25 protein-coding genes, 1 tRNA gene and 2 pseudogenes are annotated in these 23470 nt (G+C 61.5%); 15 read left to right on the top strand and 13 right to left on the bottom strand.

Annotated elements, in window-relative coordinates; genetic code table 11:
* Positions 1-38: 38 nt before the first annotated feature.
* The 6 genes and pseudogenes from plsX to JQK88_RS27300 all read left to right on the top strand — a co-directional run bounded on the left by plsX (position 39) and on the right by JQK88_RS27300 (position 4306).
* Complete coding sequence (plsX, locus tag JQK88_RS27325) at positions 39-1109, top strand: phosphate acyltransferase PlsX (RefSeq protein ID WP_203280028.1); 1071 nt, start codon at positions 39-41, stop codon at positions 1107-1109.
* A gap of 10 nt (positions 1110-1119) precedes the next feature.
* Positions 1120-2084 (top strand): annotated as a pseudogene (locus JQK88_RS27320) (beta-ketoacyl-ACP synthase III).
* A 102-nt stretch (positions 2085-2186) separates the two neighbouring features.
* A complete protein-coding gene (locus tag JQK88_RS27315) occupies positions 2187-2510 on the top strand; it encodes an integration host factor subunit alpha (RefSeq protein ID WP_006201891.1) in 324 nt (107 codons plus the stop codon).
* A gap of 166 nt (positions 2511-2676) precedes the next feature.
* Entirely contained in the window at positions 2677-3108 is a 432-nt protein-coding gene (locus tag JQK88_RS27310) for an SgcJ/EcaC family oxidoreductase (protein WP_192253297.1), read from the top strand.
* Between the two features lie 264 nt (positions 3109-3372).
* Positions 3373-3915 (top strand): MerR family transcriptional regulator, encoded by a 543-nt coding sequence (locus JQK88_RS27305; protein WP_192253300.1) that lies wholly within the window; start codon positions 3373-3375, stop codon positions 3913-3915.
* A gap of 88 nt (positions 3916-4003) precedes the next feature.
* A complete protein-coding gene (locus tag JQK88_RS27300; protein WP_192253304.1) occupies positions 4004-4306 on the top strand; it encodes a DUF883 family protein in 303 nt (100 codons plus the stop codon).
* Between the two features lie 112 nt (positions 4307-4418).
* Here the strand turns inward: JQK88_RS27300 and JQK88_RS37030 are convergent, their stop codons facing one another.
* A complete protein-coding gene (locus tag JQK88_RS37030) occupies positions 4419-4541 on the bottom strand; it encodes a hypothetical protein (RefSeq protein WP_281434902.1) in 123 nt (40 codons plus the stop codon).
* A gap of 19 nt (positions 4542-4560) precedes the next feature.
* Here JQK88_RS37030 and JQK88_RS36465 point away from each other — a divergent pair, with 19 nt between their 5' ends.
* The gene (locus JQK88_RS36465; RefSeq protein WP_203280026.1) at positions 4561-4815 is read left to right on the top strand and encodes a hypothetical protein; all 255 of its coding nucleotides are present in this window, start codon (positions 4561-4563) and stop codon (positions 4813-4815) included.
* Between the two features lie 273 nt (positions 4816-5088).
* Positions 5089-5292 (top strand): hypothetical protein, encoded by a 204-nt coding sequence (locus tag JQK88_RS27285; RefSeq protein ID WP_192254307.1) that lies wholly within the window; start codon positions 5089-5091, stop codon positions 5290-5292.
* A gap of 230 nt (positions 5293-5522) precedes the next feature.
* On the opposite strand, the gene JQK88_RS27280 is transcribed toward JQK88_RS27285, so the two are convergent.
* Positions 5523-5726, bottom strand: coding sequence for a hypothetical protein (locus tag JQK88_RS27280; protein ID WP_192253307.1), 204 nt, complete (start codon positions 5724-5726; stop codon positions 5523-5525).
* A 170-nt stretch (positions 5727-5896) separates the two neighbouring features.
* Positions 5897-6511, bottom strand: a complete 615-nt coding sequence (locus JQK88_RS27275; protein ID WP_203280025.1) for a hypothetical protein — start codon at positions 6509-6511, stop codon at positions 5897-5899.
* Positions 6512-6788: 277 nt separating this feature from the next.
* On the opposite strand from JQK88_RS27275, the gene JQK88_RS27270 reads away from it, so the two are divergent.
* The 4 genes from JQK88_RS27270 to JQK88_RS36460 all read left to right on the top strand — a co-directional run bounded on the left by JQK88_RS27270 (position 6789) and on the right by JQK88_RS36460 (position 9043).
* Complete coding sequence (locus JQK88_RS27270; RefSeq protein WP_112561791.1) at positions 6789-7070, top strand: helix-turn-helix domain-containing protein; 282 nt, start codon at positions 6789-6791, stop codon at positions 7068-7070.
* 104 nt (positions 7071-7174) lie between these two features.
* Positions 7175-7633, top strand: a complete 459-nt coding sequence (locus JQK88_RS27265; RefSeq protein ID WP_192253313.1) for a YbaK/EbsC family protein — start codon at positions 7175-7177, stop codon at positions 7631-7633.
* Between the two features lie 49 nt (positions 7634-7682).
* Positions 7683-8471, top strand: coding sequence for a hypothetical protein (locus JQK88_RS27260; protein WP_192253316.1), 789 nt, complete (start codon positions 7683-7685; stop codon positions 8469-8471).
* A 185-nt stretch (positions 8472-8656) separates the two neighbouring features.
* Positions 8657-9043, top strand: coding sequence for a CatB-related O-acetyltransferase (locus tag JQK88_RS36460; RefSeq protein WP_312037330.1), 387 nt, complete (start codon positions 8657-8659; stop codon positions 9041-9043).
* Positions 9044-9125: 82 nt separating this feature from the next.
* Here the strand turns inward: JQK88_RS36460 and JQK88_RS27250 are convergent.
* A tRNA-Pro gene (locus JQK88_RS27250) sits at positions 9126-9202 on the bottom strand.
* An 87-nt stretch (positions 9203-9289) separates the two neighbouring features.
* On the opposite strand from JQK88_RS27250, the gene JQK88_RS27245 reads away from it, so the two are divergent.
* Both JQK88_RS27245 and JQK88_RS27240 read left to right on the top strand, forming a co-directional pair.
* Positions 9290-10315 (top strand): glycosyltransferase family 8 protein, encoded by a 1026-nt coding sequence (locus JQK88_RS27245; RefSeq protein WP_203280024.1) that lies wholly within the window; start codon positions 9290-9292, stop codon positions 10313-10315.
* Between the two features lie 48 nt (positions 10316-10363).
* The gene (locus tag JQK88_RS27240) at positions 10364-11347 is read left to right on the top strand and encodes a glycosyltransferase family 8 protein (protein WP_203280023.1); all 984 of its coding nucleotides are present in this window, start codon (positions 10364-10366) and stop codon (positions 11345-11347) included.
* A 33-nt stretch (positions 11348-11380) separates the two neighbouring features.
* Here the strand turns inward: JQK88_RS27240 and JQK88_RS27235 are convergent, their stop codons facing one another.
* The 4 genes from JQK88_RS27235 to JQK88_RS27220 form a co-directional block, all read right to left on the bottom strand.
* Entirely contained in the window at positions 11381-12676 is a 1296-nt protein-coding gene (locus tag JQK88_RS27235) for an O-antigen ligase family protein (protein ID WP_376740461.1), read from the bottom strand.
* 41 nt (positions 12677-12717) lie between these two features.
* Positions 12718-14253: an undecaprenyl-phosphate glucose phosphotransferase gene (locus tag JQK88_RS27230; protein ID WP_192253325.1), complete on the bottom strand. Its 1536-nt coding sequence runs from the start codon at positions 14251-14253 to the stop codon at positions 12718-12720.
* An 84-nt stretch (positions 14254-14337) separates the two neighbouring features.
* Positions 14338-15468: a glycosyltransferase gene (locus JQK88_RS27225; RefSeq protein ID WP_192253328.1), complete on the bottom strand. Its 1131-nt coding sequence runs from the start codon at positions 15466-15468 to the stop codon at positions 14338-14340.
* A 7-nt stretch (positions 15469-15475) separates the two neighbouring features.
* A complete protein-coding gene (locus tag JQK88_RS27220) occupies positions 15476-16039 on the bottom strand; it encodes a polysaccharide biosynthesis/export family protein (protein WP_112561792.1) in 564 nt (187 codons plus the stop codon).
* Positions 16040-16304: 265 nt separating this feature from the next.
* Between JQK88_RS27220 and JQK88_RS27215 the strand changes: the two genes are divergently transcribed.
* Complete coding sequence (locus tag JQK88_RS27215; RefSeq protein WP_203280022.1) at positions 16305-18518, top strand: GumC family protein; 2214 nt, start codon at positions 16305-16307, stop codon at positions 18516-18518.
* Between the two features lie 120 nt (positions 18519-18638).
* Here the strand turns inward: JQK88_RS27215 and JQK88_RS27210 are convergent, their stop codons facing one another.
* The 5 genes and pseudogenes from JQK88_RS27210 to JQK88_RS27190 all read right to left on the bottom strand — a co-directional run bounded on the left by JQK88_RS27210 (position 18639) and on the right by JQK88_RS27190 (position 23458).
* Positions 18639-19475: a GNAT family N-acetyltransferase gene (locus JQK88_RS27210; RefSeq protein WP_203280021.1), complete on the bottom strand. Its 837-nt coding sequence runs from the start codon at positions 19473-19475 to the stop codon at positions 18639-18641.
* Between the two features lie 3 nt (positions 19476-19478).
* Positions 19479-20225, bottom strand: a complete 747-nt coding sequence (locus JQK88_RS27205; RefSeq protein WP_203280063.1) for an aspartate/glutamate racemase family protein — start codon at positions 20223-20225, stop codon at positions 19479-19481.
* A 2-nt stretch (positions 20226-20227) separates the two neighbouring features.
* Positions 20228-21046 (bottom strand): ABC transporter permease, encoded by an 819-nt coding sequence (locus JQK88_RS27200; RefSeq protein WP_203280020.1) that lies wholly within the window; start codon positions 21044-21046, stop codon positions 20228-20230.
* A 1-nt stretch (position 21047) separates the two neighbouring features.
* Positions 21048-21875, bottom strand: a pseudogene (locus JQK88_RS27195) (ABC transporter permease); the annotation flags it as partial.
* Positions 21876-22168: 293 nt separating this feature from the next.
* A complete protein-coding gene (locus JQK88_RS27190; protein WP_203280018.1) occupies positions 22169-23458 on the bottom strand; it encodes an ABC transporter substrate-binding protein in 1290 nt (429 codons plus the stop codon).
* Positions 23459-23470: the final 12 nt, after the last annotated feature.

Genomic DNA, 23470 nt, shown 5'->3' with positions numbered 1-23470 from the left:
CCATGCGCCCTGGCCCAAGCTAGTGAGATAAAGACCGCGTGATCAGGATTTCCATCGATGCCATGGGTGGCGATCACGGGCCAAACGTGGTCATCCCGGCACTCATGACGGTCGCTGTCAGGCGTCCCGACATCCGCTTCGTCATCTATGGGCACGAAGAGATGGTGCGCCCCGAGCTCGCCAAATTCCCCAAACTGGCCGAGATCAGCGAGTTCCACCATTGCGAGATCGCGGTCAGGATGGACGATAAGCCGAGCCAGGCGCTGCGCCAAGGCCGCTGGAAGTCGTCGATGTGGAAGGCGGTCGAAGCGGTCAAATCTGGCAGCGCGCAGGCCTGCATTTCGGCCGGCAATACCGGCGCGCTGATGGCGATGTCGAAATTCTGCCTGCGCACCATGGCCACCATCGACCGCCCGGCGATCGCGGCGATCTGGCCGACGCTGCGCGGCGAGAGCGTGGTGCTGGACGTCGGCGCCACGATCGGCGCCGATGCGCATCAGCTGATCGATTTTGCCATTCTCGGCACCGGCATGGCGCGTTCGGTGTTCGGCATCGACCGGCCGAAAGTCGGCCTGCTCAATGTCGGCGTCGAGGAGATCAAGGGCCAGGAAGAGGTCAAGGAAGCCGGGCGCATGCTGCGCGAGGCCAATATGGCTTCGATGAATTATCACGGCTTCGTCGAGGGTGACGACATCGGCAAGGGCACGGTCGATGTGGTCGTCACCGAAGGATTTGCCGGCAACATCGCGCTCAAGACGGCGGAAGGCACGGTGCGCCAGATCTCAGGCTATCTGCGCGCCGCGATGAGTCGCACGCTGATGGCCAGGATCGGCTATGTCTTCGCCAAGGGCGCCTTTGACCGCTTGCGTGAAAAGCTCGATCCGGGCCGCTCCAATGGCGGTGTCTTCCTGGGTCTGAACGGCATCGTGGTAAAAAGCCATGGTGGCGCCGATTCGGATGGTTTTGCGGCAGCGATCGAGCTTGGCTACGATATGGTGCGCAACAATCTGATCGACCGCATCGAGGCCGATCTCGATCTGTTCCATGCGCGCAATCCGCATGCCCAGGCAAACAGGAAAGCCGACGCCGCCGTCGACGCAAAGGAATAGGAAAGACACTTTGATCAGATCAGTCGTGGGCGGCGCCGGGGGCCCCGCCGCATCATGAAGAATGCCGATTTCGAAGGCATGGTCGAGACCTCCGATGAGTGGATCGCCCAGCGCACCGGTATCCGCCAACGCCATATCGCCGCCGATGATGAAACGACGGCATCGCTCGGCGAGGCGGCCGCGCGCGCGGCACTCGACAGCGCCGGCCTGACGCCCGCAGACATCGACCTGATCGTGCTGGCGACCTCGACGCCCAACAACACCTTCCCGGCGACCGCCGTCGATGTCCAGAACCGGCTCGGCATGCATCATGGCTTTGCCTTCGACATGCAGGCGGTGTGCTCGGGCTTCGTCTATGCGGTGACCACCGCCGACCTCTACATCAGAGGCGGCCTCGCCAAACGCGTGCTGGTGATCGGCGCGGAAACCTTTTCCCGCATCCTCGACTGGAGCGATCGCTCGACCTGCGTCCTGTTCGGCGACGGCGCCGGCGCGCTGGTGCTGGAAGCGGATGAAGGCACCGGCGGCATTGCCGACCGTGGCGTACTGGCGATGAGTCTGCGCTCCGACGGCGTCCACAAGGACAAGCTTTTCGTCGATGGCGGCCCGTCGACCACCGGCACGGTCGGCCATCTCAGGATGGAGGGCCGCGAAGTGTTCAAGCACGCCGTCGGCATGATCACCGACGTCATCGAGGCAACGTTCTCGCAGGCCGGCATCACAGCCGACGACCTCGACTGGTTCGTGCCGCACCAGGCCAATAAACGCATTATTGACGCTTCGGCCAAGAAGCTCGGGATTGCTGAACAAAAGGTGGTGGTCACCGTCGACTTGCACGGTAACACCTCGGCTGCTTCCGTGCCGCTGGCGCTTTCGGTGGCCGTCGCCGACGGCCGTATCAAGAAGGGTGACCTCGTGCTGCTGGAAGCGATGGGCGGCGGTTTCACCTGGGGCGCGGTTCTGGTTCGCTGGTAAGTGCCGAACGGTCCGGTTCGGTCCTTGACCTTGCCGGATCAATTACTTAGGTTCTGCCTTTGCTTGTATCGATTTATGTTTTTGAACTGATGGGACGGTCGCATGGGGGGAAAGACACTTACGCGCGCCGACCTTGCCGAAGCTGTTTATCGTAAGGTCGGCTTGTCGCGCACTGAATCGGCAGAACTCGTCGAGGCGGTGCTGGACGAAATCTGCGAAGCCATCGTGCGCGGCGAGACGGTGAAGCTGTCGTCCTTCGCCACCTTCCATGTCCGTTCCAAGAACGAACGCATCGGCCGCAATCCCAAGACCGGCGAGGAAGTGCCGATCCTGCCGCGCCGGGTGATGACCTTCAAGTCGTCGAATGTGCTCAAGAGCCGTATCCTGCGCTCGCACCAGAACAGCAAGGCCAAGGGCGGCAAATAAATCTTCTGCAGCAATTCCAGGAAAAGTGCGCAGCGCTTTCCTAGGAAATTGCGTCAAGGATACACAAACCTTGGTAGTGTCTCAGTTTGAAATCTGAGCTCGCGCTTGTCGCCGTCCGGCTCGAACTCCTATTAGCTTAGCGGAAAGAGCATGGAGGAAATTGGGCGTGAGGTCGGCGGTCAGCAAACCTGAGGATGTCGCGACTGCCTTTGCCGATGCTTGGAATCGGCACGATATGGACGATTTCGCAGCGCTATTCGCCGACGATGCAAACTTCGTCAATGTCGTAGGTATGTGGTGGAAGAACCGCGCAGAGATCGAAGGCGCGCACCGTGCGACGCATGAAAGTATGTTTCGTGATAGCCAATTGGACGGCGACGTCTCGTCGGTTGTTGAACTAGCGCCCGGTCTTAATGCCGTTCACTACACATGGACCCTGACCGGCGCATCCGCCCCGGACGGCTCGTCCGCTGGAGTCCGAAAAGGTATCCTGCTTCTGATTGTGAAGGAAGAACGGACGGGCTGGCGAATAAAGGTGGCTCAGAACACGGACATTGTTCCGGGAATGATGGCTCCCCCTCCCAACGCAAAGAGATAATCCCGTCCTGCAAAATCGATCGCCTTCCATGAGAATTGACCCTTTCGAGTGCTGTTGCTTGGCAGGCACTGCCGGGTCTTCTTCTGCCCGTCCGACTTCTCCAGCCTGGCCGCTGTTGATCGGAAAAAGGCTTGTCACGCAAACCTTCGGTTGAAAACGGCCGCCGGTTTGACGCCGGGCTTGAATGTTGTTTCATAAACCGCTGAAATGATACCCGATTCGGCAGACTAGGCTGGATCGCCGTCCAGCGTGAGGATTTCGCCCATGGACAAGAGCCCCGACGCTTTCCGCACCATCAGCGAGGTCGCGGAGGATCTCGATCTGCCGCAGCACGTGCTGCGCTTCTGGGAAACCCGTTTCAACCAGATCAAGCCGATGAAGCGCGGCGGCGGCCGCCGCTACTACCGGCCGCAGGATGTCGAACTGATCAAGGGCATCCGCCACATGCTCTATGACCAGGGTTACACGATCAAGGGCGTGCAGAAGCTGCTGCGCGAGAACGGCAACCATTTCCTGGTTGCCATCGGCAATGGCGACATGGCAGCCGTCGAGGCGATCTCGCAGCGCAGGCAGGCCGATCAGGTGCCGCTGACGCCGGCGGCGCAGCCGCGCGGCATGGATGACGAGATGCTGGTCGGCCAGCCCAAGGTAAAACCCAGCCGCCGCTTTTTCGGCCTGGGCAAAACCGACGAGGAAGGTCCCGTCCAGCCCGGCGCGTCGAAACTGTCGCGCGACAACCGCGCCTTGCTGCAGGAGGCGCTGTTCGACCTTCTCGAATGCAAGCGTCTGCTCGATCAGGTGCGCTAGACCTCTAGGCAATTGCCAGAGGCAAGCAAAATCGGAACCGGTTCCGCAGCCATGCGTTTGGCCTTCTCTTGAAAGAAGGAAAAAAATCATGGCATCGCTTTCGACCCTCTCCGATCTCGATCTTGAAAAGCAGGTCGCGACCCTTTCCAAGGAACTTGCTGCTTTGAGGAAAGCTGTAGCCAAACGCGGCGGCGCTTACTACGAGGACGGACGCGATGCTGCCTCCGACTACTATGCGCAGCTTGCCGACCGCATCAGCGATGCGATGCCCGCAATCAGGAAGCAGGGCAGGGCGATTGAAAAGACGGCGCGCGATCATCCGGCGACGGCGGCTGCCGTCGGCCTGGTCGTGGTCGGCCTTCTCGCCAGCCTGTTGCTCAGCCGGCGCTAGAGCAATTCCAGGAAAAGTGTGAACGGTTTCCCCGGGAAAAGCGCGTAGCGCTTTCCCTTGGAAAATGGCGGCTGTCCCGCGGACGGCCGCCATTTCCTTGATCAGGGACCGATTACTTGGCGAGCTTGATCCTGCCCTGCGGCGAAACCTGCGCGGTCTGGCTGCACTTGCCATAGACCGTGCCATTCTTGTCAGTGGCATCGGTATAGGTGCCCTTGCACTCGGTCGAGAGCACCAGGCAATGGCCGGCGCCCTTGCAAACCGCGCCGCCGTCGCCAGTGGGATGCGTGCCGCCGGCGAAAGCCGAGGTCGAAACCGAAGCCGAACCGAAAGCCGAGACGACGAAAGCCGCGGCGAGCGTGATGCGCTTGAAGTTCCTCTGGATCGAGGATCGCCATCATGGCGTCCTTCTGGGTTGGGATCGCCTTCTTGGCGTCCATGCCGGGTTAGTGCGGCTCCCAGAGCAAAGGTTCATGCGTGGTTCGAATTTTCTTCGTGTTTTTTCGTGAAGGCGATTTTTAGCCTTCATCAACAGCCGGCGCCTGGCGGGAACGGCCGGCATCGATCATGCATTTGGCGTGAAGTGCGCTGGCATGGACGCGCGGCATGCCATGCGAAGATCGCAGGGTGGTGTGCCGAAAATGGCCGGCCAAGACCGAGTCCGCCCCGGCTCATGTCAGGTGGCGGCAGCAGTCATTGTCGCCATCTTGGCACCGCGCTTTCTGCCCAACCCGGCTGCGGCTATAACGCCAATCCAAAGATACCGGCGGAGGAGGCGGGGCGTGGTCGCAAATTACATCGACGAGTTCATCATGTTCTGCGTTGGGCTATGGATGACAGGCGTTGGCTTTGGGCTGCTCAAAAGTCCTTTTCAGGCTCGGTCAGGTCAGCAGCCGTGGTTGCTGCAGGTCGCGAAGCATTTCAAATGGATGGGACCGCTGTTGATTTTGATCGCGATAGTGCTCGCGTTCGCGGCGCCATCCTAGCGGGTTTTCGGCAACGCACTGAGACACTCGCGGTGTCCTGCAGCATGCCTCGCAACCGCTGTGCTCCTCGGCCTTGCGCCTGATACGTTCGTTGGTTGCTCGCCTTCTGGCGCATGGGCGCCATCAAACCCTGTCTTCATCTCGCCACGTCTCGCCTGGCAAAAGCCAATGGGAAGGCGGCCTTGGCGAGGACTCCAAAGCCAGCCTTCCCATTGGGCAAGTCAGCCGGCTCAGGCCTTCTTGGCTTCCACCTTCTTGTGGTGGTGGTGATGATGATGGCGGTGATGCTTCTTGTGGTGCTTGTGGTGATGATGGTGATGGTGGTGATGCTTCTTCGCCACCGGAGCTGCGTCCGCGCTGCTGGCGCCGATGATCGGCAGCGAGACAGCAAGGGCGAAAGCCAGCCCGAGAGCCGACAGGAGGGACTTCTTCATGACTTCGTTTCCTTTTCTGCGCGGGCTGAATTTGACCGCCACCGAGCAAGATCGGTGACGTGAACCCCGCAGCCGTGACTATCGCCTCCGAATTTTTCGACAGTTTTTCCCGACTGTAGAATTTTGTTTCTGGATTGTGTCTGGCGCTTTCGCAGGAGCAGCAACCGCTTTCACATCGGCGGAACGACGCCGTTGTTGCCGACCACGACCTGGCCGGCGGTCAGCGTGCCGTCGCTGCCACGCTCGGCGTTGACGAACACCACGGCACCGGGCTGAAGGTCGGCCGGTGTGGCCGGCGCAAAGGTCACCACCGGTGTCGTCTGCGGGATCGCGATCTGCTTTTTCTGGCCATTGTCGTAGGTGAGCGTCACCGTGCGGCCCGCAATCTCGGTGACATCGGCGACCGTGCCGTTGGTCATCCGGCTGTTGGGCTTGAGATCCCACGGGCGGTCGCCTTCGCCGGTGCCTTTGAGCGCCGCCGGGAAGATCACCACCTCCAGCGCGCCGCTGCCGCCATCGGCCTTTGAAACCGAGGCAATTCCGAGGAAATCGCCTTGCTTGATATCCCCGGCCTCGGCCTTGGCGACGCCGGAAATCTTCCAGCCGTCAGCCAGCGCGATGGCGTCGGTGGCGCCTTCACGGGTCTTCACCGTCAGCGTCGATCCGGCAAAGGCGGTAACGGTGCCGCGAATGCGCACGGCGTCGGCGGCTTGTGCCTCGACCAGGCTGGCGCCGGCGAGGCCTGAGATCGTGGCGAACACGATGGCTGATGTCTTCAATGTCATGGGTCTGATCCTCTTGGGGGAAAGCTGGCCCGATCCGGTTGCCAGCGACATCAGGCTAACGCGCGAGCGGCCCGAAACTGCTGAACACTTCGGCGTGCGGTCCTTCAAAAGAACTTGATCGCGACGTACCCGATGGCAGGCGGTTTTTAACGCCGGTTCACGATGCCGTGACGGTCGGTTTGGGTCTTGGCAAATCGCGCTTGAGCGGGCATTGTCCCGGCTCTCAGGCAACACCCTATCATTTGATCCAAAACTCTTTAGCCCCATGGAGTTGCCAATGCCCCAAAATGCAAAGCACGAACCCTTCTCCAGGCTGGCGGCCGATGTTGCGCTTGAGCACCCAGGCCTTAAAGCCATCCGGGAAACAAAGGGATACAGTATTGAAGAGCTTTCCCTGACCTGCGGTCTGTCGACCAGCGAGATTGCCGACATAGAGAGCGGCAAGGACACCGATCCGTCGAAACTTCGCCGGATCGCCGCAGCATTGCAATTGCCGGAAACGGCCCTGATCGATGCCCCGGCGCCAACAGCGCCTGTGGAAAATCGGTCCGTTTCATAACAGCGACGCCAAGCGTCGTTCAACAAGCCCGCCATGGTTTGCCCTGGCGGGCTTTTTCATGTTCGAGTGGCCAGTGTCTGTTGCCCGTGGGGAGAAATGCCGAGATGAGCCTTGAATCCGTGCGTGCCTTTCTGGCTGCCCATGCGCCCGATGTCGAAGTGCTCGTCACCGAAACCAGTTCGGCGACGGTGGCGCTGGCAGCGGCGGCGCATGGCGTGGAGCCGGCGCAGATCGCCAAGACCATCTGCCTGCGCGTCGGCGGTGAGACCATGCTGATCGTGGCCGGCGGCATGTCGAGGCTCGACAACCGCAAATTCAAGGACCGCTTCGGCGGCAAGCCGCGCATGCTTGACGCCAATGAGGTTCTCGCCGCCACAAGCCATCCTGTCGGCGGCGTCTGTCCATTCGGCCTGCCGGCGCCGCTGCCGGTCTATGCCGACGTCTCGCTGCGTGCCTTCGATGAAGTCGTCCCCGCGGCCGGCGCCACCAACGCCGCCGTACGGCTGAGCCCGCAGCGCATGACCGAGATCGTCAACGCCGAATGGGTCGATGTATGCCAGTAGCGAGCTGAGCGGCTGGTAGAAGATTGGGCGACTCACTATACGTGATGGAATGAACGACGTTTTTGGTTACATCGCCTATGGTGAGAACGAGCTTTACCATCGCGGTGCGCTACTCAGCGCCCTCAAGCTTTTGCACCATTGCCCGACCGCTAGAATAGCCGTCGCAACTGACAGGATTGAACTCTTTCGCGCTTATCCTGTTGAGACAATGCTCATAACGGCTGAGCAGAAAGAGCAGTGGTCTTTCGGAGGAAGCTACCATTTCGGCATCAAGGCCGGTGCTATGCGTGAGCTTTTGCAGCGAGCAAATCGGCTCCTTTTCATGGACACCGACATGTACCCGGTGGGGGACCCGTCGAAAGGCTTCCGCTCGATCTCCGAGACCCATTCCTTTATGCGCCTGTGCGAAGGGCCGCATCGCATCTATCAGAGCGCGCTGCCGGGCAAGAACATCAGCGTCGGTGGCCAGATCCTGAGCGGCCAGGAACCGATGTGGAACAGTGGAATCGTAGGAATCCACCGCGACAATCTCAGCGCCATGGTGGACGCCTTCGCAGCTATCAAGGCCGTTTATGAGGTGACCGACACGTGGGCGCCGGAACAGTTCTGCCTCGGGGTAGCCCTTTCTCAAAACGGCCGAACCATCAGCCCTCATGGCCTGCCGATCCGACACTACAACACCCGAGGCAAAAAGCAGTTTGCTGAGCCGCGTGTTCATGCGTTCTTTAACGCTTGTGGCAAGGTGCCAGTCGGCCAGCAGGTTGCAAAAGCCGGTCGATATCGTCTGTGGCGAACTCCCGCGGATCTCTTGCGCCAGAAGCTCAGGAGATCACCGTGACGGGGTGGCTTCGCATGAAGAATCCGTTTCGATCCAAGCTGCCCTCAAGCGTGACCCTCGGACGTCACACCTATGGAGTGAGCCGGAAGAAGGTGCTTGGAGCGTCTGACGCCACTCCGTTGACCATTGGGGCGTTCTGTTCGGTCGCCGGCAACGTCAGCTTTGAATGTTCCGGGGGAAGCCACGTGCCTTGGGCTGCAACCACTTTTCCGATCCACAGCCGCATGATGGACTCGACCGATCCCAATGCGCATGGCGGCAAAGCCGTCGGCATTACCATCGCCAACGATGTCTGGATCGGCCGTCATGCGATGATCATGCCAGGCGTCCACATTGCCGATGGCGCCATCGTTGCGGCCGGCGCCGTTGTCACCAAGGATGTGCCGCCATATGCGATCGTCGGCGGGGTTCCGGCCAGGCTTATCCGCTATCGGTTTTCGGAGGACGTCATTGCGAAATTGCTGGCGATCCGGTGGTGGGAATGGAGCGACGAGAAGATCAAGCAGGAGGCTGCTCTTCTTACAGGCCCCATCGAGCCTTTCCTGGAGCGACACGCCGGCGTGGCGCCGTAGGAAATGCATTTTGCGAGTGGCTGTAATGCGGCTGAGAAATCGCGTGGCCACTTGGGGGAAGCAGCTAAACGCCTGTGTTGTTTGGTCGGAGTGGCCGGATTCGAACCGACGACCCCTTGACCCCCAGTCAAGTGCGCTACCGGGCTGCGCTACACTCCGGACCGCGCAAAGCCATATATTTTCAAGGGTTATGGTGCAAGCGCTAAAACGGCGCGTTGGACCGGAAAAGTCGCCAGGCATCCGGCCTTGTCGACGCTACGCCAAGGCGATATGGCTCGCCCATATCGATTAGAAGGATTGCGCGTGGCGAATTCCTGTTTTTTTCTAGCGGCTGACGCCAACTATTTTCCGTATGCATGCTTGGCGGCTCGCAGAATTCTGGACGTTTCGGGAGAAGCAACGCCAGGCTTCATCCTGCATGTCGGTGCACGCGATGCCGATATGCGTGTTGCTGAGCGCCTGCTGAAGAACAGCATTCGCATAATGGACGTCTCGGCGTTGTTTGCGCAGGCCGGCCATACTTTCCGGCCGAGCAATGTCGGCACTTTTGTGCGGCTTTTCGCCGACCAATTGCCTCAGTTCGCGGACTATGATCGCATCGCCCATGTCGATTGCGATGTTCTGTTCAATCGCGATATCGGTGACCTGGTGGGCCAGACTTTGAATGCGCCGTTGTTGGCCGCCCATGACGATTATATGTATTTCCGCCCTGGCTACCGGCAGAAGTTGTCGATGCAGCCGGGAGCGCCTTACTTCAATGCCGGTATCATCGTCTTCAATATGCCGTTGGTGCGTGAACAGGGCCTCTTGCACCGCGCCAGGGACGTGGCCGTCGCAGGGCAGATGAACGACCAGAACGCGCTGAACATCGTCTTCGAGGGCAAGTGGCAGACGATGCATCCGAACTGGAATTTGATGTCCAACGATACGAAGGAATTTCGGTTCGCCCAAGCCTATGCACGGCATTTCGCCGGCGGCAAGCCCTGGGGGAGCCAGGTCGACGTGGAGCCCGAGGCGCTTGCCGTCTGGCGCGGTCTGGCAAGGGATACACCCTGGCTTCAGCCCTTTATGCAGCGCATTCCCTTCGAGCGGGGCGTCATGAGGCGCTTCGCCCGCAGGTTCGACGGCATCATGGGGATGCTGCCGAACAAGGATCGGTATCGGCGGCGCGCACGGTATGACGGCAGCAAGGTCCATAAGATGTATGCCGAGCATGCCCTTGCCGGTGCGATGGCCGTGCAATTTCCCGAAGTACTCGGCGGTTTCGCTTGAGATATCCGCGACTTCAATCCGTAAGGCGCAGGGCAGGAGAATTAGACTGTGTCGCAAACGTCATGCTTCTTTTTCGCCGCCGATCAAAGGTATTTTCCATATACCTGCTTGGCAGCGCGCCGTGTGTTGGATCTATCCGGCCCAGTCGACGGCTTTATTTTGCACACCGGCATCATTCCCAGTGAAGACCGGTCTGCCGGCGAGCGTTTGCTCGGTGGGAGGATCAGCATCATCGACGTAACGAAGTTCATGGAGGCGACGAACTTCAATCGTGGAACGCATCCCACCCTTGCGACCTACATCAGGCTGTTCGCGGATAAATTGCCTGAATTCGAGCCATATGACCGCATCGCCTATTCCGACGCCGACGTGCTCTTCAACCGATCGATAGCCGATCTCTGCAACACACCGCTCAACGCGCCGTTGCTGGCCGCTCACGATGAGCAGACCTACTTCGACGCGAAGTACAGGCGACATCTGCCGATGCAGCCCGGTGCGCCGAAATTCAATGCTGGCGTTCTTCTCTTCAACATGCCGCTACTCAGGGCTGAGGGGCTCCTGGAGCGTACGCGGCAGCTGGCGTCGGAACATGTCTACGGAATGGATCAAGGCGCGTTGAACGTGGCCTTCGAAGGCCGGTGGCAGACGATGCATCCGTTCTGGAACGTGATGACCAACTACAGCAGCCAGATCCCGTTCAGCAGGTCCTACGCCCGTCACTTCGCCTGGGGCAAACCTTGGGAGCCTCACCCGGTCGGTGTCGAGGTCGACGCCATGGCGATCTACCGCGATCTGGCGAAAGGCACGCCCTGGGCCGGCCGCTTCAGCCGCAGCTGGCCGATCAAGCGAGGCATATTGAAGAACCTCGGCCGCAAGTTCGACGCCATCAGCGGCATTTTGCTGAACGACGAGAAGCGCAAACGCAGGGCGAGGTTCGACGCGGAAAAGGTCAGTGCAATCTTTGCCAGCCACGCCGACAATTCGATGCTGGCCGTGCAATACCCCGAGCGGGTCGCCGGTATCGCGAGATAGGTGAAATCTCTGCGATCCGTCAGCATGGCGGAGTCATCCGAACTCGGCGGCTTTCCCATCGGTTCGGATTGCCGCCACCCTCAATTCCCGCTGATGCCGGTATTCCAGCGCAATTGCGCCCCAGATCAGGCCGAGCAGCAGGTAGACGTGGCGCCAGTGGTCGATGTCGATGAAGGTGCCGAGCCCGATATTGCCGATGAAGGCGACATAGGCGCAAAGCAGATAGGGCTGCCAGGGCCGGTCGCGCAAAAGGATGCGGAAGCCGGCGGCTATCGTCCACAGCGTCAGCGACAGGAATGAGACGAAGCCGAGCCAGCCATAGTCCATCAGCGTCTTCAGCCAGATGTCGTGCGTGTCTTCGCCGAAGATGGTGCCGAACACCAGCGGTCCGATGCCGAGCGGATGCTCGAGCGCCATCTGGAAGCCGATCGTGTAGCGGGCGAAACGGCCAAGCCGCGCCGTGTCATAGCTCTGTTCCAGCTGGGCGCGGCTGGAAAACATCTCGCTGACGCCCGGCAGTTGCAGGATGACGATCATGGCGACCACCAGCAGCGTGACAGCCGCAATGGTCATGATGACGACGCGCAGCCGGAACTTGCCGCTGTTGCTCTGCAGGAACAGGGCGCCGGTGAGCAGGATCGCCGAAACGGCGAACATCCCCCAGGCGCCGCGCGAGAACGAAAAGAAGATGCCGGCGGTGATGATCAGCAGCGGCACCGCCAAAAGCGGCATGCGCGCGATCGACCCGGTCAACATGAGATAGAGCAGATAGATGCCGGGCAGCACCAGGAACGGTCCGAACACGTTCGGATCCTGGAAGGCGCCCTGGGCGCGGTCGTATCTGGTGAAGATGTCGGCGCCGGGGAAGGCGTGGAAATAGCCGGCAATACCAAGCAGCGCTGTCGCCACGGCGGAGAAGACATAGGCGATGAAGATCAGCCGGTAGAGACCAGGCTGCACTGCCGTCACCGAAGAGAAGAACACCGCGGTGAAGGCGAGGAACAGTGAGACGGCGAGATAGAGCGGCGTGTTGGCGAGATCGGCCATCTGCGTCATCGCAATCATGGCGCCGATGTTCATCGTGATCAGCAGCACCAGCAGCGGCACGGCAGCGCGCGATATGCGCAGGCCAAACAGCGCCCACACCCCGATCAGCCCGACCATGAAGAGATCGTAAGGCGCCGGTTCGTCGATGACGAAGCCCGAGAGGAAGACGCCAAAAAACACCGCGCCTGAGGATATCAGCGCGATCAGCTTGGCGTTGACCGCCGAAGGCGGCAACGTGTTGACCGCCGATGGCGGCAATGTGTTGACCGCCGAAGGCGGCAACGTGTTGAGCGCAGCCTGCGGCACCTCATGGGAAATCGCGCTCAATAGGCGTTTTCCGTATTGAGCAGCCGCAGCGGCGTCAGGAACAGGATGCGCAAGTCGAACAGCATCGACCAGTTTTCGATGTAGTAAAGGTCGTACTCCGTGCGCATGCGGATCTTCTCATTGGTATCCATCTCGCCGCGCCAGCCATTGATCTGTGCCCAGCCGGTGACGCCCGGCTTGACCTTGTGGCGGGCGAAATAGCCGTCGACCACCTCGTTGTAGAGCAAATTGTGCGACTGCGCGGCGATCGCATGCGGGCGCGGACCGACCAGCGACAGCGAGCCGAACAGCGAGTTGAAGAACTGCGGCAGTTCGTCGATCGAGCTCTTGCGGATGAAACGGCCGACGCGGGTGACGCGTGGATCGTTCTTGGTCACCGTCTGCTTGGCGGTCGGGTCCGAGCGGTCGGTGTACATGGAGCGGAATTTATAGACCTCGACGATCTCGTTGTTGAAGCCGTGCCGCTTCTGCTTGAACAGCACCGGCCCCTTGCTGTCGAGCTTGATGGCGAGGGCCGTCACCAGCATCACCGGTGAAAACAGGATGATGCCGATCAGCGAAAAGACGATATCGAAAGCGCGCTTGGCGACCGAATCCCAGTCGTTGATCGGCCTGTCGAAGATATCGAGCATCGGCACCGAGCCGATGTAGGAATAGGCACGCGGGCGAAACTGCAGCGCGTTCGAATGCGCCGAGAGCCGGATGTCGACCGGCAGCACCCAGAGTTTTTTCAACAGCTGCAGCACCCGCGTTTCGGCAGTCAGTGGCAGTGACACGATGAGCATGTCGATGCGCGCGATGCGGGCGAATTCCATCAGCTCCGAAATGGTACCGAGCTTGGGGTAGCCTGCCACGATCGGTGGCGAGCGCTTGTCGCCGCGATCGTCGAAGATGCCGCAGATGCGGATGTCGTTGTAGGGCTGCTTTTCGACCGAGCGGATCAGCATCTCGGCCGCCTTGCCGCCGCCGACGATGACGGCGCGGCGTTCCATGCGGCCGTCGCGCGCCCAGCGCCGGATCAGCTTCGACATCACCAGGCGCAGGACAAACAGCAGAAGCAGGCCGATGACGAACCAGGTGCCGAACAGCAGGCGCGAATAATCCTCCGACATCTTCATGATGAAGGCCGTCAGCGCCATCAGCGCGAAGGTACCGGCCCAGACCACCAGCACGCGGCCGAGGTTGGAGATCGGCCGCATCAAGGCGGAGATCTGGTAGCAATCGCTGACGTCGAGCAACACGACGGCCAGGAACGAGGCCGCGGCGATGGTCAGCGGATATTGCCAGGCGAGGTAAGTGAAGAAGCCGACAAAATGAAAGTAGAGCACGAGCCCCGACAGGAACAGCAAGGCGAATTCGACGATGCGCAGCACGCCGCTGACCATGACCGGCGACATCGTATCGCGCCGGTATTGCGAGGCAACCTGGCGGGCAACACTGTTCATACCGCCGGGCGTGGGGCTCTCGGCAGGACCGTCGAATTTGCGCACCGCATCGGCCGAAAAGCGGCGCGTGGGGTCGGTCTCGTTCATCGGGTTTCCCACAAGCTTCCGCCATGACCATAGCAGAAGAGAGCTAAAAAAACCTTGAGACAACCTGTGGTTTTGGGAGGTAGCCTATTTGTTGAGCGCGGCGAAATAGGCCTTTTCGATTTCGGCAGCCATCACATCGGCGCCGAAGCGCGCCTTGAGGCTGGCGGTGTCGGGCATGGCGCGCCGATAGGCGTCGAGATCGCCTAGCGCCTCGCCCATCTTGTCGCCGAGGTCGCGCGAATCGGGACGGATCAGGGCAGGGGATCCCTCACCGAAGATTTCGGGTATGCCGCCGACGGCGGTGGCGATCATCGGCCTGCCGGCGGCCAGGGTCTCCAGCACGATATAGGGCATGGCTTCCGCGCGCGACGGCACGACCACGAGGTCGGCCAGTCCAAAGGCGTCCCTGGCTGGCATTGGCGGCAGGAAGCGAACCTGTTTTTCGAGCCCCAGCCGTTTCACCTGCGTGTGGTAGCGTGGCAGGTCGTCGCCGTCGCCAACCATGACTGCGGTCAAGCGACGCTCGAGCTGCGTGCCGGCCAAGGCCAGCGCGTCGATGAAGATGTCCGGGCCTTTAAGGTCACGCATCATGCCGATGTAGAGCAGGTCAGCGACATCAGGCGCGGTTACCACCGGCTCGAACTCCGCAGCGCGCAGGCCGTTGTAGACCAGCGTGTTCGGGATCGGCGGCTCGCCTACCTTCCGCCGGTAGGTGCGCCGCTCATAGTCGGAGACGAACAGCAGGCAGTCGGTGAAGCGCGCCATGAAGCGCTCCAGCGCGAAGAACAGCTTCCCGGTCGTCGTCGTTTCGTCGTAGTGGAGGGAGCCACCATGCGGCGAATAAAGGCGGGCTACGCGAGACCTTGATACCCGCAACAATGAGCCGAACAGACGGGCATAGGCGCCACCTTTGGCGCCGTGCCCGTGCAACACGTCCGGCCGCAATTCCTTGATGATTCGATAGGTACGCCAGGCCGAGGCGAGGTCGCCCGGTCCGACATGGCGCTGCATTGGTGTGCGATGGATACCCAGCGCCAGGCTGTCCTTCATCTGGTCGAACAGGTGTTCCTCGTATTCGCCGCCTGTGGTCGAATCACAGACGATGCCGACAACGTGTCCGGCGGCGAGTTGTGCCTCCGTCAGGTCGCGCACATGCCGGAAAATCCCGCCGACGGGTGAGCGAAAGCAGTGGACGATCCTGAGCTGGTCCGCCACGTTGATGTCAGAACAGGCGTTCGCGAACGTAAACGGTATCGCCAGGCAGCAAGGGGTCGGAGGTGACCACCCTGCCGGTCATCACCTTGCCGTTGATGTCGCGGGTGATGTCGACGCTTTCCTGGTTGGCGCGCGGCGAGAAACCGCCAGCGATCGCAATCGCCTTCTGCACGGTAAGCCCCGGCACATAGGAATACTGGCCGGCGGCACCCACTTCACCCATGACGAAGATCGGCCGGTAGCGGTCGATCTCGACCGACACATCGGGGTCGCGCAGATAGCCCTGGCGCAGTTTGTCGGCGATCTCTTTTTCCAGCTGCTGGGCCGTGTGGCCACGTGCCGGCACGGCGCCGACCAGCGGAAAGGACATGTAGCCGGACTGGTCGACGCTGTAGGTGTTGGTCAACCCGTCCTGCTCGAACACGGTGACGCGGACACGGTCGCCGGCACCGAGCCGGTAGGGCTGGTCGAGCACTTCGTGGAAGGCCGCCGGCGTCGGCCGGTAGCTGGAGCAGCCGGCGAGCATCGACACGGCCAGCAGAGCGCGAAACAGACCAGCAGCGCTTTTCATGATCGGACACACACCTTCGTCGCTGTGGCCGCCATGATGCGGCGGCAAACCTTAAGGATCTGGGTTTGTTATCATCCTGTTAGGGTTAATGGCCGGTAAAGGGATGCAGCCGATTTGGCGGCAATCGACAAAAAGCCGTATAGTTTTGCTGGCTTTGTTTACCGCCTATCAGCAAACCCTAACGGCTGCTTACCGCCATCTTAACACCTGAGTTACCATAGTTGTTTACGGTACTTACGAGACTCATGTTCCGGAGCAGGAATGCATGTCCGTTCAGTCCGCGGCCGCAGATGTCGATGTCGACCTGAGACAGCTCTTCGCCAGCCTGGCGAGGAACTGGCTGCGCATCCTTGTGGTCACGCTCATCGTCACCGGTCTCGCCTTCGCCTTCGCATCGCTTGCTACGCCGCACTACAAGGCGACGACGCAACTGAAAATCCAGTTGAACGAATCGGCCTATACGCGGCCTGCCGGCACCAATGAAGACGACAAACCTGTGCTCGATGCGGAAGGTGTAGCAACCGAGGTTCAGGTCATTTCCTCGTCCGACATTCTCAACAAGGTGGCTCGCGATCTGAATCTGGGCGACAAGCCCGAGTTCAACGATGCGCTCGACATGTCGCCGGTAAGCTGGCTTCTGGTCACTGCTGGCTTGAAAAGCGATCCGGCAGAGATCCCGCTCGATGAGCGCGTACTGCAGAAGATGCGCGACAAGCTCAATGTCTATGGCGTGGAAAAGACGCGTGCCATCGCCGTCGAATTTTCCTCGGAAAATGCCGAGCTTGCCGCCAAAATCCCGAATGAGATCGCCAAGGCCTACCTGGCCTATCAGGCGGACGCAAAGACCAAGTCGAACGCTGCTGCGACCGCTTTCCTGGGGCCGGAGATCGACGAGTTGCAGAAGCAGGTCAGGGATGCCGAGGCCAAGGTAGCGGCCTTTCGTTCCGCGCAGTCGGACCTGTTGATGGGCGGCAACAATTCGGTGCTGGCCACACAGCAATTGTCCGAACTGTCGACCGAACTGTCGCATGTGCGCGCCAACCGAGCCTCGGCCGAGGCGACGGCCGAAAGGGTGCGCCAGGCATTGCAGGCCGGTGGCTCGCTGGACGCTGTACCCGAAGTGCTGTCTTCCGATCTGATCCAGCGGCTGCGTGAGCGTCAGATCGAGCTCAGAACCAACATCGCCGATCTTTCCACCACCTTGCTCGACAACCATCCGCGCCTGCGAGCGATGAGGTCGCAGCTTTCCGACCTCGACGGCCAGATACGCAACGAGGCGCAAAAGGTCATGCGCGGGTTGCTGACGCAGGCGCAGACCGCCCAGGCGCGCGAAAACCAGCTCATATCGGACGTCAACAAGCTGAAGGCGGCGTCGTCGCGCGCCGGCGAGGAGCAGGTCCAGCTGGATGCGCTGCAGCGCGAGGCGAATGTCCGGCGCCAGCAGCTTGAATCCTATATGGCGAGTTTCCGCGAAGTGTCCTCGCGCAAGAACTATCTGCCGGTCGATGCCAGCGTGTTTTCCGAGGCGCGCGTGCCTTCGGAGCCCTATTTCCCCAAACTCGTCCCGATCGTCGGCGCCGCTTTCGTCGGCTCGCTGCTGCTGATGTCGATCATCACGCTTCTGCAGGAGCTGTTTTCGGGCCGCGCCATGCGTCCGGCCCCCGGCGCCCGATACGAGCGCATCGAACAGGTGGCAATGCCAGTCGCGTCGGTGCCGGTCGTCGAGCCGGAACCGGTGGCAGCTAAGACCGGGGAGGCGGAAGAGCGGCCGGCGGACATGGAGCATGAACTGGAGCCGAAGGCGGTTCCCGAGTCTGCCCCCGCAGCGCTGGAAGAAGCAGCGGCCGCAGACGCGGAACCCGAACCGGTGCGCTCCAGCCTCGGCGAGATCGACGTCGAGAAAGCGGCGGAAAAGCTGATAGCCAGCGGTGCGGCGCGCGCCATCTTCGTCTCGCCTGAAGGCGATGAGGCCGCGGCCTCGGCGGTGCTGGTGGCGCGCGAAGTCTCCGACGCCGGCCTGCGCGTGCTGCTGCTGGACCTAACTGCATCGGGTGCGGCCTCGCGGCCGATGCTGGACAGCGGACTGTTCCCCGGCATTACAAATTTGCTCGCTTCCGAAGCGCAGTTCAGCGACGTCATCCACGCCGACCTTTATTCCGACTGCCATGTCATTCCCGTCGGCACCGCCGACCCGGTCCGCGCCATGCGCGCCGCCGATCGGCTGCCGATCATCATGCAGTCGCTGACCACCGCCTATGATCTGGTCATTGTCGAATGCGGACCGGCCGACGCGCACGGCATCGGCCGACTGGTCGGCGACAGCACCGAGGTCTTTCTCTCCATGCTGCAAGCGGACGATGAGGTGGCGCAGGCCGCTGTCAAGCTGATCGAAAGCGGCTATCCCGACCTCACTCTGGTGACGCCGATTGGCCATGAGACGCCGGGAAACCCCGTGCCGGGACGACGTAGCGCCGCCTGAGACATCAGGCACTTCTACTTAGGCGGCGCTTCTACAGATTGGATCGTCCATCGCGCGCCGGTTCCCAAAAACCAAAGCCGTCAGCCGCGCCTCGCCAAGCCTGTCAGGCTGCGCCTGGATCTACCCTAACTCCAGGGTCGTCACGCCAAATATTCGGCGCGAGTCGGCCTTCGGAGGCGTGCCTTTGTACATGCGGGTGGTGGTGAAGGTCGGCCTGAAACCAATCGCTGCAAGCGCCGTAGTGAAATCGATATTGTCGGCTGGAACGTCGATATGCAGGTCGCCGCCTTCGCATGCACCAGCCAGACTGCCCAACAGTTGCATCGCTGTCTCGGTGTCGTCGGCAAACAGCGGGCCGACCTTGTAACCCGAACGGCAAGGACGAGCCACGGCGTAGCCTATGGTGCCGAGCGAACTGATCGCGGCGAACCCGACATGCGGTGGTTGCGACCAACGGTGCAGGAAGGCCCGCCGAGGTGCGGGGAAACAGCGGGCGTCATAGGCGATGATGTCGGGCACGAGTTGCGTGCTTATCGCGCGCACCCCATCGCTTCGGACGGACGGTATCGCGGTACGGCCGCTGAAGCGGATCGTTTCGTAAGCTGGCTTGAATCCCTTACGCCGATAGTTGGCCAACTGTGCGGCGACGCCGTCGAGGCCAACTGTTCGGCCGGCCAGCCTGGCCGTGCCGGCGCTCCAGACCGCTTTGCCGTGGCCTTGGCCGCGCATATCTGGTCGGCAGATGTAGAGACCGATGAAACCGAACTTGCCGCCATAGGCGACAGCCGAGATGGCGGCCACCAACTCGTTGCCGACGAAGGCGCCGATGAAGCCTTCAGGGTCGGTTGGCTGAAACGCGGCGGCATCGTCAAGGCCAGGGTTCCAGCCTTCGGCGGCCGCCCAGTCGATAAGAACGGCCAGTTCTTGCAGCGACAGCGCACGGATGGTCGGCTTCATGGCTCACTCCGCGGCGATAGTTCCGGGCGAGAAGGATTTCAGCACGCCGCGATAGGACTTGGCCAGCGGGCTGGCATAGGCACCGCGCTTCGAGGTCGACAAGCCCAATGCGATCAGCGCCTCGGCCTGCTTGACCGCCGCGCCGACGCCGTCGATGACCGGCAGGTCGAACTCGTCCTGCAATTGGTGGGCCAGGTCGGCCATGCCGGCGCAACCGAGCACGATGGCCTCGGCGCGGTCCTCCTCAATGGCGTGTGCGATCTCGCCGCGCAGTTTCTCGACGGCGCCGGATGTACTGTCTTCGAGGGCGAGCACGGGAATGTCAGCGGCGCGCACGCGGGCACGCCCGGCCATGCCGTAGCGCTGCACCAAGCCCTCGACAGGTACACGCGAGCGTTCGGTGGTCGTTACGACTGTGAAGCGCTGGGCAATGTACGAGGCGACGCTGAGTGCGGCCTCACAGATGCCGACGACCGGAATGGAGGCCATGGCGCGTGCCGCGTCCAGGCCGGTATCGTCGAAACAGGCAATGATGGCGGCCTGCGCCCCGGCACGCTCACCGGCGGCGATCTCCATCAAAAGGCCGGGCACGGCCAATGCCTCGTCGTAATAGCCCTCGATCGAGGCCGGGCCCATGGAGGAGGTGACGGCCACCACCTCTGTCCAGGCGCCGGCGACGCCGCGCGCGGCCGCCGCGATCGTCGCAGTCATGCTCGCCGTCGTGTTGGGGTTCACCACCAGTATCTGCACGATCACGTTCTCGCCCGGCGGCGGCCGACATAGAGGATAGCGCCCAGCGTCGCCAGGATCACCAGGAAGGAGAACACGGTGGTCACTGTGCCAAGCGCGTAGAGCACCGGTGTCGTGACATTGGTGGTCATGCCGTAGATCTCGAGCGGCAGCGTGTTGAAGGTGCCCGACGTCATCAGCGTGCGGGCGAACTCATCATAGGACAGCGTGAAACCGAACAGGCCGACGCCGATCAGGCTGGGCGCAATCATCGGCAGCACGACATGGGCAAAGGTCTGCCAGGAGGTGGCGCCAAGGTCACGCGCGGCTTCCTCATAGGCGGGCGAGAAGCGGTTGAAGACGGCGAACATGATGAGCACGCCGAAGGGCAAGGTCCAGGTCAGGTGCGCGCCGAAGGCCGACGTGTACCAGGCCGGGCGGAGGCCGACCTGCTGGAAGACGACGCCGATGCCCAGCGAAATGATGATCGAAGGTACGACGAGGCTGGCGACCGCCAGATAGAACAATGCGGTGGCGCCGCGAAATTTCTGTCGGAAGGCGAGCCCTGCCAGCAGCGACACGACGACGGTGACGATCATCACCATCAGACCGAGCACGAGCGAGCGCTTGAAGCTGCCGCCGAAATCGCCGACCGCCTGGCGCTCGAACAGATTGGCGAACCAGTGCAGCGACACGCCATTGAGCGGGAAGGTGAGGCCGCCGGTCTCGCCCTGGAAAGAAAGGATCAGGATCGCCGACAGCGGACCATAGAGGAACAGGACGAACAGAATGAAGAAGGCCGCAAGCACATAGAATTCGAGGGTGCGTTTTTCGTGGCTCACCTCAAAGCTCCTTGCGGATGTCGACGATGCGCAGGATGCCGGTAACCATCAACAGCACCAACACCAGCAACACCACGGCATTGGCGGCGGCGGCAGGATATTGCAGCAGCGACATCTGGTTCTTCATCATCAGTGCGACCGACGCGCTCTGGCCGCCCGACATCACCTGCACGGTGGAGAAATCGGCCATCACCAGTGTGACGACGAAGATGGTGCCGATCGCCATGCCGGGCTTGGCCAGCGGAATGATCACGTTCCACAACACCTGCCAGCCGGACGCGCCGGCATCACGCGCGGCCTCGAACAGCGAACGATCGATCCGCATCAGCGTGTTGAAAATCGGCGTTACCATGAACAGCGTATAGAGATGCACCATCGCCAGCACGACGGCGAATTCGGAATAGAGCAGCCATTCTATGGGTTTCGGCACCAGCCCCAATTGCACCAGCGTCGAGTTGATCAAGCCGTTGCGGCCAAGAACCGGGATCCACGAGATCATGCGGATGATGTTGGAGGTCAGGAACGGTACGGTGCAAACCAGGAACAGCACCATCTGCATGGCCGTGGTGCGGATGTGGAAGGCAAGGAAATAGGCCACCCAGAAGCCGATGAACAAGGTCAGCGCCCAGACGATGGCAGCGAATTTGATGGTGTTGAGATAGGTCTTCCAGGTGACCCAGGAGCCAAGCACGTCTGAATAGTTCGTCGTCAGGAAATCCGGATACATGGCGGCGAAGTCGTAATCCCAGAAGGATACGACGGCGATCATGATGATTGGCAGCAGCAGGAACGCACCGAGGATGAGTGCCAGCGGTGCGGATTGCAGGTAGGGCGTGACGGCGCCAAGGGAGACGCGGCGGCGTCTGGCGGGCTTGGCGGCGGCGATTGCGGGACGTTCGAGCGCGACTGTCATCAATGCTCCCGGTGCAGGTTCGCGGTACGGGCGGAGCGGCCTTTCCTTCTCCCCTTGTGGGAAAAGGTGGCCGAGCGAAGCTCGGTCGGATGAGCGGTGTTCCATCTTGGCAATGACGGCACTCCGTCCAACACCCCTCATCCGTCTTGGCGCTGCGCGCCAATCCACCTTCTCCCGCAAGGGGAGAAGGTGGCGGCGCCGGCTCTTCCTTACGCCGCGATGAACTCGTTCCAGCGCTTCACCATGTAGCGGTCCTCGTCCATGACCGAGTTCCAGCAGGCGACCTTCCCCATGCGTTCCTCGAACGAGCCGCCGTCGCGCACGGCGCCGGCCTTTTCCATGACGGTGCCATCCGGTGCCTTGATCTCGCCCTTGGCGGGCTTGCCCTCGATCCAGTAGCCCCATTCGTCCTCGGACATGAACTTCTTGGCCGAGACCATGTTGGCGGAATAGTAGCCCTGACGATTGAGATAGCCGCCGACCCAGCCCGACGTGTACCAGTTGATGTATTCGTAGGCCGCGTCGAGCTCGGCGCCCTTGAGATGGGCGGCAAGGCCAAGGCCGCCACCCCAGGAGCGGTAGCCTTCCTTGAGCGGCTGGAAGCGGCAGGCGATGCCCTTGGAGCGCACCGCGGCGACGGCCGGTGACCACATGGACTGAATGACCACTTCGCCCGATGCCATCAGGTTGACGCTCTCGTCGAACGACTTCCAGAAGGCGCGGAACTGGCCGGCCTGCTTGGCTTTGATCAGGAAGTCGATCGTCTTGTCGATCTCTTCCTTGGTCATGTTGCCCTTGTCGGCATATTTGATGTTGCCGGTGGCCTCCATGATCATGGCCGCATCCATGATGCCGATGGACGGGATGTTGAGGATCGCGGTCTTGCCCTTGAAGGCCGGGTCCATGATATCGGCCCAGGTGGTGATGTCGCGACCGACGAGGTCGGGCCGGATGCCCAACGTATCGGCATTGTAGATGGTCGGCACCATGGTGAACCAGTTGGTCGGCGCCTTGGCGAAGGTCTTTGAGTCCTGCGCCTCGACATAGCCGACCGTGTGCGGCGCGGTGCCCTGAGCGATGACGCTGTCGGGGGTCAGTTTGCCGGTTTTGAACAGCGGCACCAGCTCGTCGTAATATTTCAGCTTGCTGACATCCATCGGCTGCAGCACGCCGGTGGGGAACACCTTCTTGCAGATCCAGTATTCGATGTCGGCTATGTCGTAGCTGTCGGGTTGGGTGACGGCGCGCTGGGCGGCGGCGTCGGAATCGGTCGCCGTCATCTCAAGCGTGATGCCGAGGTCGGCCTTGCACTTGTCGGCGATGGCATTGAGGTTCGAGACGCCGGTGCCGAATTGGCGCAGCGTGATGTTGGACTGCGCCCAGATGGTCGGGAAGCCGGTGATGACGCCCGAGCCTGCGGCGAGGCCGACGGCGGCGGCGCCGGTCTTGAGCAGCGAGCGGCGCGACATGCCGGTCTTGGTTTGCGGTGTGTTTGTCATGCTTATTCCCCT

It is taken from the genome of Mesorhizobium caraganae (assembly GCF_016836705.1).
Classification (GTDB): Bacteria; Pseudomonadota; Alphaproteobacteria; order Rhizobiales; family Rhizobiaceae; genus Mesorhizobium; species Mesorhizobium caraganae.
Note: the sequence above shows the minus strand (reverse complement) of the source record. Positions and strands in the feature narration are given on the sequence as shown.